The sequence below is a fragment of the Streptomyces sp. NPDC058632 genome (assembly GCF_042717095.1).
GTDB lineage: Bacteria > Actinomycetota > Actinomycetes > Streptomycetales > Streptomycetaceae > Streptomyces.
Genome location: NZ_JBHXQZ010000066.1, coordinates 34,594 through 46,011, shown reverse-complemented (window position 1 = coordinate 46,011; position 11,418 = coordinate 34,594). Strand labels below are relative to the sequence as shown.

The window sequence follows — 11,418 nt, the reverse complement described above, 5'->3', positions numbered from 1 at the left end:
GGCAGGACCCGTGGCCGGGGACGCGTCGTTCCCGCCGCCGGTCGGGTACCGGTAGGAGGGACTCCGACGCTGTCGCCGAGGCCGGCGGAGCTGCCGGGACGGTGGGCCTGCTCCCGGTCCGTCGTGCGGCTCTGCGGGTGGCTTCGCGGCCGGGGGGCATGATCCCGGCCGGAGTCGGACCCCCGGCCGGGAACGCCGTCCCGTCGGTCAGGTGCCGGCGAGGAGGGACTCGAGTGCTGTTGCCGAGTCCGGGTGACGGGCCGGGAGGGCCGCGTCCGCCGAAGGCGGCGGGGCCGTGGCGGGGGCCCAGCCCTCCGTGCAGCCCAGCAGCGCCGCCAGCGCGTCGAACGTGGCGGGACGCGCCGGTGCCAGCGCGACGCCCCGGCGGACGTCGGCCGCCGCCTGTGCCGCGCGGCGGACGGGGGCCGGGGCCGGTGTCCGCCACGGCGGGATCCAGGCGTCCAGCGCCGCGAGCCGGCTCGGGAAGATCCGTCCGGCCTCGCGGATCAGCAGCGGAGCGAGGTTCGCGGCGCCCGACCGCAGCGTGCCGATCAGCGTCGGGAGCCACGGCAGCAGCACCGCGTCGGGCAACCGCCCGAACGCGTTCGACACCGCCTCCACGACCACGTCCGCCAGACCCGGCACCGGCTCCAGCGCGTGCACGAAGCCGCTGAGGTAACGCGGATACGCGGGCACCACCAGCGGGTTGGCCAGCAGCTCGTCGCACCGGGCCCGCAACCGCTCGCGGGAGAGCGTGCCGAGCTGTACCTGCGCCGCCCACAGCAGGGCCGTCTTCGACGGATCCTCCGGGTGGGACTGCGCGACCGCCAGCTCCAGCTGCGCCCTGTCGCAGCCCAGCGACAGCGCCAGGCTCTCCATGCCGAACAGGAAGCCCAGCATCGCCGCGACCTGACCCGCCGTCGCGTCCTCGTCGGTGAACGCCGTCGGCAGCAGCGTGCAGTAGTGCGCGTAACCGGCCTTGACGAAGGACTCGATCCACGGCGGCAGCACCGGCTCGCTCGTCCGGTAGTACGCGAGCAGCCGGCGCACCCGGCGCAGCACCTCCGGCGCGCCGTCGACACTGCGTTCGGACGCCAGGACCTCCAGCGCGCGCGTGCCCAGCTCGTCGGCCAGACGCCGGCCGCCCAGGTACAGCGTCGCGTCCTCGACGGCCTCCAGGACCGTCGCCGCCGTCGCCTGCGGCGCGTACGCGGCGCGGCGCAGGCGCTGCTCCAGCACCTGCTCGATGCTGACACCCTCGTAGCCCAGCTCGATGAGGGCCCGCTGATGGGTGCCGAGCGCCAGGTCCCACGACTCCTGGATCGACCGCTCGCCGAGCGCGCGTTCACCCATGATGGGCCGGGCCGCTCCCTGCGGCAGCAGCCGGCGCAGCATCCAGAGCACGTCGGAGCAGGCCCGCAGCTCCGGCTGGGACGCCATGTCCAGCAGGGCCCGCCGTACGCCCCGCTGCTGGAGCTTCAGCCCCAGTGGCTCCAGCCGGTCGTGCACGTCGCGGGCCAGCGGCGGCAGCGAGTCGTAGCCGACCTGGCCGATCCGGTCGCCGCCCATCATGATCTCGACGAGCCGCCGCACGTCCCGCCGCCCCGGCACCGCGTCCTTCTCGATGCAGGTGACCGCCGCGTCCTGGAAGTCGTACGGCGTGGGCTTGGCCCGGTCCCGCATCCCGGCGAGCAGGATCGACGTCTCGAAGACGGCGATCGCGTCGGCCGTGGAGGCGAGATAACCGCCTCGCCGGGCCGCGCCCACGATGTCCACGCACCAGCCGAGCAGTTCGGCCTCGTCCAGTGAGTCCAGGACCGGGGGCCGGCCCAGGAAACCGGACAGCCTGTCCGTCGCGGCCGGCCGGGACGCCCCCGACGCCGGTACGGCGGTCTGCTTCGCCCGGGACCTCTTCGTACCGGCCTGACCCGCCAGCCGGTACGGCGTGACCCGGGTGCGCTTGAGGCTCTTCGCCCACTCGGTCGCCGCGATGGACACCGAACCGGCGGCGAGACCGAACTGCGCCTCGATCGCCGCGTGACTGGACGGGATCAGCCCGTGCTGCCAGGCGGTGGCGGAGCGCGGCGAGATCTCGTACGTGCCGGAACCGGCCACCCCGAACTCCTCCACCCTGCTGGCCGCGTGGAACGCGCCGCAGACGTACAGGCAGTCCTCCGGGTCGGTGCCGGTCGCGGCCAGGTGCTCCCGCATCCGGGTCCACATGTACCGCTCGCGGTCCTCGTCGGTCCGCACCCGCGACGGGTCGCCGGGGGCGAGCCGCCGGAACAGGCTGCCGATGAGGAGCATCACCTGACGGTAGGTGTCGTGGTCGCCGTCGCCGAGCGGCAGCTCGACGTACTGGTGCCACCACTCCGACCAGTGCCGCACCTTGCCGTGCCGCAGCAGGTGCTCCTCCAGTTCGGCGAAGCGCGGCCGCAGGTCGCCGATCTCCACGCCGACGGCCTCGCCGTGCAGCGCCGCCCGGGTGGCGGCGTCGGGGTCCGCCGCGTCCGCGCCGGCGTCCGCCTCCGCGGCGGGCCGGCCGCGGCTGTCCCACTGGAAGACGTGGTCGGAGGACCGGTCGACGAGGACCAGCTCGACGCCCGGCGTGTCCAGCGCGTACGCGATCGCCTGGTACTCGGCGGACGCCTCGGTGATCGGCGCGACCACCGACAGCGGCGCCCACTCGGGCGGGAAGCCGTCCACCTCGCTCGCGAACGCCTGGACGGCCACCGGCAGGCGGCAGTTGCGCAGCTCGGTGAGGAGCGGGGCCATGTCCTCGCACAGCTCCAGGTACACCACCTTGGGCTGCTTCTCGCGCAGGCGGCGGGCCATCGCGAGGGCGGAGGCGGGCGAGTGGTGGCAGACGGGGAAGATCTCCAGCGGCTCGCGCAGCGCGCGGTCCACGTCGTCGACCATGCCGAGGAGGATGCCCTCCAGGGCGTCCGGCCCGCCGGCGAACGTGGCGGCGGCCTCGTGGAGCTGGCCACGGAGACCCGCGAACGTGCCTTCCCCCACGACGGGCGTGCTCGCGGGCGCGCTCTCGGGTGCGGCACTCATGACAGCGTCGCGATCGCGTCCCGGCCGCCCTCCAGGAACTCGGGCCACGAGCCGCCCTGCTCCTTGCTGCGCGGCTCGACGACACCGTGCAGGTACTTGTTGAGGATGGCCAGGTCCTCCGGCTCGCGGCGGGCGAGGGAGCCGACGAGCGAGGAGGCGAGGGAGCGGGCGGTCAGCGTGCGCTCGCCGAAGAAGTTGCTGTGCAGGACGGCGTCCTCCAGCACACCGATCTGCTCGGCCGTCGACAGCGCGGACTCCAGCTTCTCGTCGTCGCTGCCGGCCGCGGCGGCGGAGGCGCGCAGGTCGGCGAAGCTCTGCAGCAGCACGTCGAGCAGGGTCGGCGGCACCTCCAGCTCTATCGAGTGACGGCGCAGCAGCTCCTCGGTGCGGAAGCGGACGATCTCCGCCTCGCTCTTCTTGTTCGTCATCACCGGGATGCGGACGAAGTTGAAGCGGCGCTTGAGCGCGGACGAGAGGTCGTTGACCCCGCGGTCGCGGCTGTTGGCGGTGGCGATGATCGAGAAGCCGGGCCTGGCGAAGACGATGTTGTCGCTGCCGCCGCTCTCCAGCTCCGGCACCGAGATGTACTTCTCGGACAGGATGGAGATCAGCGCGTCCTGCACGTCACTGGTGGAGCGGGTCAGCTCCTCGAAGCGGCCGATCGACCCGGCCTCCATCGCGGTCATGATCGGCGACGGGATCATCGACTCCCTGGACTGGCCCTTGGCGATGACCATGGACACGTTCCAGGAGTACTTGATGTGGTCCTCGGTGGTGCCGGCCGTGCCCTGCACCACGAGCGTGGAGTTGCGGCTGATCGCGGCGGACAGCAGCTCGGCCAGCCAGCTCTTGCCGGTGCCGGGGTCGCCGATGAGGAGCAGGCCGCGGTCCGAGGCGAGGGTGACGATGGAACGCTCGACGAAGCTCCGGTCGCCGAACCACTTCTGGGAGATCTCCCGGTCCAGGCCGTCGGAGCGCTCGGAGCCCAGAACGAACAGCCGGACCATCTTCGGCGACAGCCGCCACGAGAACGGCTTGGGGCCGTCGTCGACCGACTCCAGCCAGTCCAGTTCCTCGGCGTACTTGATCTCGGCGGGCGCGCGCAGCAGGTCGGACATCGGATGTGGGCCTTTCCGTTCAGTGCTCGAGAAAGAGAGGTTCGGGTGCGAGGAAGCAGGTGGAATCAGAGGAAGCAGGTGGAATCAGGTGAGAAACGTCTTGAGCTCGTGCACGAGCTTCTTGATGTGGCCGGAGACCACCGGCGTGCCGAGGTCCTTGAAGCGCTCCCGGAACCACGGGTTGACGCTGCCGCGCCCGGCGCTGGTCACCGAACCGACCGGGATGAACTTCGCGCCCGAACGGTGGATGGCGGACATGCTCTCGAACAGCTCGTCGGTGCGCCATTCGTAGAAGTCGGAGATCCACACCACGACGGTGTTGCGCGGCTCGGCGATCTTCGGCTGGGCGAGTGCCATGGCCACGGTGCCGTCCGTGCCGCCGCCGAGCTTGGTGCGCAGCAGGGTCTCGAACGGGTCGTGCGCCCAGGGTGTGAGGTCCAGCGCCTGGGTGTCGTAGGCGATCAGGTGGACGTCCACCTTCGGCAGGCCGGCGAAGATGGAGGCCAGGATGGTGCAGTTGACCATCGAGTCGACCATGGAGCCCGACTGGTCCACGACGACGATCAGCCGCTGCGGTGTCGTCCTGCGGCTGGTGTGCCGGTAGTAGAGGCGGTCGACGTAGAGCCGCTCCTCCTCCGGGCTCCAGTTGGTGAGGTTCTTCCAGATGGTGCGGTCGATGTCGAGGTTGCGGAAGACCCGCTTCGGCGGAACGGACCGGTCGATGTCGCCGACCGTGGACTTCTCCACCTGGGTGCGCAGGACCTGGGAGACCTCGTCGACGTAGCGGCGGATCAGCGACTTGGCGTTCGCCAGGGCCACGCCGGAGAGGTTGTCCTTGTCCCGCAGCAACTGCTCGATCAGGGACATGCTCGGGGTCAGTCGCGCGGCCAGCCGCGGATCGGCCAGCACCTCGCGCAGCCGCATCCGCTTGACCAGAGAGGCCTCGATGGAGCCGAGTTCCGGGCCGATGGCCGGGATGAGCCGGCTGAGGTCGGGTGTGCGCCCGCCACCGCCGGTACCGGTGGGGCCGACACCCCGGCCGCCCGCGCCGGCGCGGCCGCCCCGCAGGTCGCCGGGCCGGCAGCCGAGTGCCCGCTCCAGCCAGCCCGCGTCGGACTGCCAGCGGGCCAGCTGCTCGGCGGTGACGGCGCCGGAGCCGGTGGAGAAGACGTTCAGCAGGACCTTGGAGACGAGGGCCGCGCGTCGCACCTCGGCGGCCCGGTCGCGGGCGTCGTCCTCCTCCGGCTCGGGGGTCATCAGGCCGTCGAACTCGGCGGCCAGCTCCGGGTGCCGCTGCACCACGGAGTCGACGGAGGCGCCCGGGGCGAGCAGCGCGGACGGCAGCCCGATGTCCTCGACGACGGCCAGGCTCGCCGACTCCAGCGACGCCTGTTCCTCGGGGTCGAACAGCCGGGCCAGCAGCCTCCAGTACAGCACCTGACGGCGGTTGTCGTGCGGGTCGGGCACGACGGCCCCGGAGGGACCGGCGGGCCCGGCGGCCGGTACGGGAGTGGGGTCGGTCATTTGCGCAGCAGCCTTCCGGCTCGTTCACGCAGCGCGTCGACGGCGCCGGTGGCGGCCTTCTCCGCGCGGACACCGGCCTTGTCGGTGGTGCCCCCGGCCCACGCGCCGGCGTGGACGGCGACGGGCTTCTTGCGCACCGTCCTTTCCACGGCCAGCGGCTGGACGTGGAACTTTCCGGCGTCCCACCGGAGCAGCCCGACGCACGCCCCGGACGCGGCGACGGCCTCGGCGGTGAGCGGTCCGGCGACCGGTATCCGGTCGGTGTCGACGGCCAGGCGGTGCCCGGTGATCAGGAACGCCACCCCGTCGTCGTCCTGCTCCGTCTCGTACCCCTCCAGCAGGACGGGGACGGCGATCCGGGCGGGGTGCCGGTCCAGGGGCGCGGTGGCCGGAGCGGCGGCCGTCGGCAGTGCCACGCGCGCGGTGACGAAGGCGTCGGCCGGCTCGCCCGTCCGGGCGTGCGCGTCGTCCCAGATCAGGTCGCCCTCGGCGGTGACGGGCATCGCGTCGAGATCCATCGAGCGGCCCTCGCCGACCGCGGTCAGCAGGGACAGGTGCGGACGCAGCAGCTGCCACAGGCCCGCCCCGACGACGGTGTCGGGCTTGGGGGCGGACGCGGCGGCCCGCACCAGCCGGGGCGCTGTGCCGTCGGCGGGCTCGAACACCGCGTGGATCTGGGCCTGCACGGCGGTCGCGTGCTCCTGCACGTCGATCCCGAGCGGCAGCAGGCGGCCGGTGGCCGTGTCCGCGGCAAAGGAGCCGGTCGTCGCACCGGGCAGCGTCAGCAGCAGGGCCCGTGACCAGAGGTCCGCCCACCGGCGTACCGGGATCCGCTCCAGGGTGGCTCCCGGGCAGGACGCGGCGAGCTCGGCGGCGAATCCGTCCAGCAGCGTGGCCTGCCGGCGCAGCGCCGGGTCGGGCAGCATCGCGGAGACGACGGGTGCGGCGCCGGCGACGAGTTCGTGGTCGATGCCCTGCCAGCCGGTGCGCGCGAGGTCGCTCAGCCAACTGCGGGCGGCGGCGAGGAGGTTCGCGGCGTGGTCCGCGTCGCCGGTCCCGGCCGGGGCGGCCTCCTCGGCGACGGGCCGGCCGACGGCCTCCGCCACGCGGGCGGTCAGCGCGTCGTGCACCGAGCCGAGCAGGGCGGCGCGGGCGGCGGCCAGCGCGACGAAGTGGTCCTCGCCCGCGGCCCCGGCCACCGTCTTGTCGGCCGCCTCGGCGACCCGCGCGGCGAGCGGGGTCCCGGCGACGGCGTCGGCCAGTTCCACCACACCGGCGGCCTGCTCGGGCTGCGGCCGCAGCAGACCGGTGACGAGCGCCGCGTCGAAGGCGTCCACGGCCGCGAGGGCCTCGTCGAGACCGTCGACGGTGTCGACCAGCAGATCGGCGCGCATCAGGCCACCGCCCTCGTCGTCGGGAACCACTGCATCTCGGGCAACGGCGCCGTGGTCGGCGTGAGTTCGAGATACGCCAGGTGCCGCAGGAACCGGCTGAACACGGGCGCCGCGGCCGAGGTGTCGCCCTGCGCGGGCCGTGTGACGGCCATGGCGGAGGTCACCGAGTGCGAGTCCGGCTCACCACCCTCCACCTCGACCTTCAGGTAGCGGGCCACGCGTTCGGCGCCGTACTGCAGCACGGCTTCGTCGACCAGTGCCCGTATGTGGTTGCAGAACATGCCGTGCGCGCCGCCGCAGGGGCGGTTGTTGTTGGTGCTGCACGCGAACGCGTAGGTCCCGGCGGCGACGGAGGACACGTAGACGCGCCCGATGTCCGACCCGCTGGACACCACCCCCTGCAGCCGGCCGTCCGCCAGCTCGACGAACGGCACCTTGGACAGCTTCCGCGGCCTCGCGGGCGCCACCACCCGCACCGTGCTCGACTTCTCCCAGACGGACAACGCACCATCTCCCCTGCATGCGAAAGCGGACGTCAACGCCACGTCGGCGCAACACGATCGAAGCTATCCCCCACCACTGACAACGAGATGGCGAGCGGCGGACCCGCCCGGAAGCGGGTCCCGTGCCCTCGCTTGCGCACCCGCCCCAGCGTTCGTCCGCCCCGTCGCGGTCCCGCCAACCCATCGGTCCGGTAACGGAGTCACGGCGGTGGCATCACAGACACCCCACGACTACCCGTCAACTCCGCGATCCCCTCCGTAACCCCTTGAGCCGCTCGATCACGCCTCGGCATACTGCGTGACCCGGGGGGCTGCGCACATGCGTACGAGACCACCCCCGGCCGGGTGAAGGGGAAACACCCGGAACATCCGCTAGGGGGAACCTTGCGCAGACAAGTCAAAAGAGCGCGCGCGACGGGCGCGGCCACGGTCGCCGCGGCAGCAGCCGTGGCGCTCGTGGCGGGCATGACCGGCCCGGCGTCGGCGAACGGCGAACGGACGGCCGCGGTACCGGCCGCGGGCACCGCTGCCCCGGCCCCGTCCTCGCTGAAGGCCAAGCACCGCATCACCCTCATCACCGGTGACCGGGTCGCCGTGGACGCCAAGGGCCGCGTCGTCGGCCTGGAGCGGGCCAAGGGGCGGGAGCACATACCCGTCCAGATCCGCAGGTCCGGCGGCCACACCCACGTGCTGCCGGCGGACGCCGCCCGGCTGATCGCGAGCGGCCGGCTCGACCGGCGGCTCTTCGACATCACCGAACTCGGCAAGGCCTCCACCCGCCGCTCCCAGCAGCGCGGCCTGAAGGTCATCGTCGGCTACCAGGGCCGCGCCGCCGCCGCGAAGTCCGACGTCCGCGACGCGGGCACGCTCCGCCGGACCCTCGGCACCCTGAACGCCGACGCCGTGCAGACCCCGCACCAGGACACGCCCGATCTGTGGAAGGCGGTCACCGACGGCGACCGGACCGCGTCCGGCATCGCCCACGTCTGGCTCGACGGCGTCCGCAAGGCGTCCCTCGACAAGTCCGTCCCGCAGATCGGCACCCCCAAGGCGTGGGCCGCCGGCTACGACGGCAAGGGCGTGAAGATCGCCGTCCTGGACACCGGTGTCGACGCGACCCACCCGGACCTGAAGGGCCAGGTGACCGCGTCCAAGAACTTCACCGGCTCGTCGGACACCGGCGACAAGGTCGGTCACGGCACTCACGTCGCGGCGATCGCGGCCGGTACCGGGGCCAAGGGCGGAGCCACGTACAAGGGCGTCGCGCCCGGCGCCGAGGTCCTCAACGGCAAGGTCCTCGACGACTCCGGCTTCGGTGACGACTCCGGCATCCTGGCCGGCATGGAGTGGGCGGCCGCGCAGGGCGCCGACGTCGTCAACATGAGCCTGGGCGGCCGGGACACGGCCGAGATCGACCCGCTGGAGGCGGCGGTCGACAAGCTCTCCGCCGAGAAGGGCGTCCTGTTCGCCATCGCGGCCGGAAACGAGGGCCCCGAGTCGATCGGTTCGCCCGGCAGCGCCGACGCCGCCCTCACCGTGGGCGCCGTCGACGACAAGGACAAGCTCGCCGACTTCTCCTCCACCGGCCCCCGCCTCGGCGACGGCGCCGTCAAGCCGGACGTCACCGCGCCCGGCGTCGACATCACGGCTGCCTCGGCGAAGGGCAACGACATCGCCAAGGAGGTCGGCGAGAAGCCGGCCGGCTACATGTCCATCTCGGGCACGTCGATGGCGACCCCGCATGTCGCGGGCGCGGCCGCGCTCCTGAAGCAGCAGCACCCCGACTGGACCTACACGGAGCTGAAGGGCGCGCTCACCGGGTCCACCAAGGGCGGCGCGTACACGGCGTTCGAGCAGGGCTCCGGGCGGGTCCAGGTCGACAAGGCCGTCCAGCAGACGGTGATCGCCGACCCGGTCTCGGTGAGCTTCGGCGTCCAGCAGTGGCCGCACACCGACGACAAGCCGGTCACTAAGCAGCTGACCTACCGCAACCTCGGCACCGAGGACGTCACCCTGAAGCTGACGTCCACCGCCACCAACCCCAAGGGCAAGGCGGCACCGGCCGGCTTCTTCACCCTGGGCGCCACCACGGTGACGGTCCCCGCGGGCGGCAAGGCCTCCGTCGACCTCACTGCCGACACCAGGCTCGGCGGCACCACCGACGGCGCGTACTCGGCCCACGTGGTCGCGACCGGTGGCGGCCAGAGCGTCCGCACGGCCGCGGGCGTGGAGCGGGAGGCCGAGTCCTACGACGTGACGCTCAAGGTCCTCGGCCGCGACGGCAGGGCGACCGCCGACTACATCGCCGCCCTGGACGGCCTCACCGGCGCGGCGGCCGGCGAGTGGTTCCTGCCCTACGACGCCGACGGAACCGTCACCGTCCGGGTGCCCAAGGGCGACTACATCGTGGACACCGCGGTGTTCGCCGGCTCCGACCCGGAGAAGTTCGAGGGCGGCGACTGGCTCGCCCAGCCGAAGCTGAGCGTCACCAAGAAGACCACGGTCACGCTGGACGCCCGCAAGGCCAAACCGGTGAAGATCACCGTGCCGGACAAGGCGGCCAAGCCTGAGTTCGCCTCGGCCGACTACTCCGTGGAGACGGAGGACGCCGTCCACGGCTTCGGCTGGTGGCTGGAGTCGTACGACAACTTCCGTACCGCCCACCTCGGCCCGCAGATCACCGACGGCTCGCTGAGCCAGCAGTGGGACACCCACTGGAGCAAGGGCACCAAGGCGCAGTACAGCACCGTCACCGGCGGCAAGGTCAAGAAGCTCGCCACCGGCCACACCCGCGCCTACAAGGCGGCCGAACTGGCCACGGTGAAGGTCGCCATGGGTGCCGCCGCGAGCGGCAAGAAGGGCGCGCTCAGCGCCACGGGCTGGCTGCCGGGCAGCTACTTCGCATCCTCGGTCGGCATCCCGCAGGCCCTGCCCGGCACCCGCACCCTGTACCTGTCCACCACGGGCGGGGTGAAGTGGGGTCTCGACTTCGAGCAGCAGGGCGGTGTCGACGCCGAAGGCTGGCCGATCACCGAATCCGGTTACACCCTCGGCGGCGCCCTCGCCTTCAAGGGCGGCAAGAAGTACTCCAGGACCGTGCACACGGCCGTCTTCGGGCCGCGTCTCACCTCGGACTACGGCCTCTTCCGCGACGGCAACACCCTCCACGGGTTCCTCCCGCTGTTCGCCGACGGCAAGGGCAACCCCGGCTCCTCGCAGTTCACCTCGGTCACCACCAGCCTGTACCGCAACGGCACCAAGGTCGGCTCCCACGACGACCCGCTGTTCGGGGACAAGGACTTCAAGGTGCCCTCCGCCGACGCCTCCTACCGGCTGACGGCCTCGGTCAAGCGCAGCGCCAAGGTCGCCGCCGCGTCCACCCGCGTCGACGCGAGCTGGACCTTCCGCTCCAAGAAGACCTCCGGCCTGAAGCAGCTGCCCGCCTCCACCGCCCGCTTCCACGCGGTCACCGGACTGGACAGCAAGGTCACGGCGGGCAAGAAGGCCACCTTCCCGGTCACCGTCGAGGGCGCGGCCAAGGGCAAGAACCTCAAGTCCCTCGCCGTGTACGTCTCCTACGACTACGGACAGACCTGGAAGAAGACCGACGTCAAGAAGGGGAAGATCACCGTCAAGAACCCCGCGAAGGGGAAGGCGATCTCCTTCCACGCCAAGATCGCCGACAAGAAGGGCAACAAGTCGACGCTCTCGATCTACAACGCCTACTACGGCAAGTGAGAGTCGGGTGAGCAGCGGGTGAGCCGCCCGCCGGCCCACCGCTGAGCACCGGGCGAGGGCCCGCCGGAAGCACGGCTTCCG

Annotated in this window: 6 protein-coding genes; 1 reads left to right on the top strand and 5 read right to left on the bottom strand. The window is 72.4% G+C overall.

Annotated elements, in window-relative coordinates; translation table 11 throughout:
• Nucleotides 1-207 precede the first annotated feature (207 nt).
• The 5 genes from ACFWVE_RS23860 to ACFWVE_RS23840 form a co-directional block, all read right to left on the bottom strand.
• On the bottom strand, nucleotides 208-3,060 hold the full coding sequence (locus ACFWVE_RS23860) for a hypothetical protein (RefSeq protein ID WP_384017415.1): 2,853 nt from the start codon (nucleotides 3,058-3,060) through the stop codon (nucleotides 208-210).
• Nucleotides 3,057-4,178: an AAA family ATPase gene (locus tag ACFWVE_RS23855; RefSeq protein ID WP_384017412.1), complete on the bottom strand. Its 1,122-nt coding sequence runs from the start codon at nucleotides 4,176-4,178 to the stop codon at nucleotides 3,057-3,059. The genes ACFWVE_RS23860 and ACFWVE_RS23855 overlap by 4 nt, the downstream gene beginning before the upstream one ends.
• An 84-nt stretch (nucleotides 4,179-4,262) precedes the next feature.
• Nucleotides 4,263-5,702: a VWA domain-containing protein gene (locus ACFWVE_RS23850; protein ID WP_384017409.1), complete on the bottom strand. Its 1,440-nt coding sequence runs from the start codon at nucleotides 5,700-5,702 to the stop codon at nucleotides 4,263-4,265.
• Nucleotides 5,699-7,126, bottom strand: coding sequence for a hypothetical protein (locus ACFWVE_RS23845; RefSeq protein WP_384017406.1), 1,428 nt, complete (start codon nucleotides 7,124-7,126; stop codon nucleotides 5,699-5,701). The genes ACFWVE_RS23850 and ACFWVE_RS23845 overlap by 4 nt, the downstream gene beginning before the upstream one ends.
• Entirely contained in the window at nucleotides 7,096-7,599 is a 504-nt protein-coding gene (locus ACFWVE_RS23840) for a hypothetical protein (protein WP_384017402.1), read from the bottom strand. Before ACFWVE_RS23840 ends, ACFWVE_RS23845 begins: the two co-directional genes overlap by 31 nt.
• Before the next feature lie 384 nt (nucleotides 7,600-7,983).
• Between ACFWVE_RS23840 and ACFWVE_RS23835 the strand changes: the two genes are divergently transcribed.
• Nucleotides 7,984-11,337, top strand: a complete 3,354-nt coding sequence (locus tag ACFWVE_RS23835; protein ID WP_384017399.1) for a S8 family serine peptidase — start codon at nucleotides 7,984-7,986, stop codon at nucleotides 11,335-11,337.
• The last annotated feature ends 81 nt before the right edge of the window (nucleotides 11,338-11,418 follow it).

Excerpts from the sequence above, each read along its gene's own strand:
- ACFWVE_RS23860 (WP_384017415.1), bottom strand. The coding sequence starts at position 3,060 with ATGAGTGCCGCACCCGAGAGCGCGCCCGCGAGCACGCCCGTCGTGGGG.
- ACFWVE_RS23855 (WP_384017412.1), bottom strand. The coding sequence starts at position 4,178 with ATGTCCGACCTGCTGCGCGCGCCCGCCGAGATCAAGTACGCCGAGGAA.
- ACFWVE_RS23850 (WP_384017409.1), bottom strand. The coding sequence starts at position 5,702 with ATGACCGACCCCACTCCCGTACCGGCCGCCGGGCCCGCCGGTCCCTCC.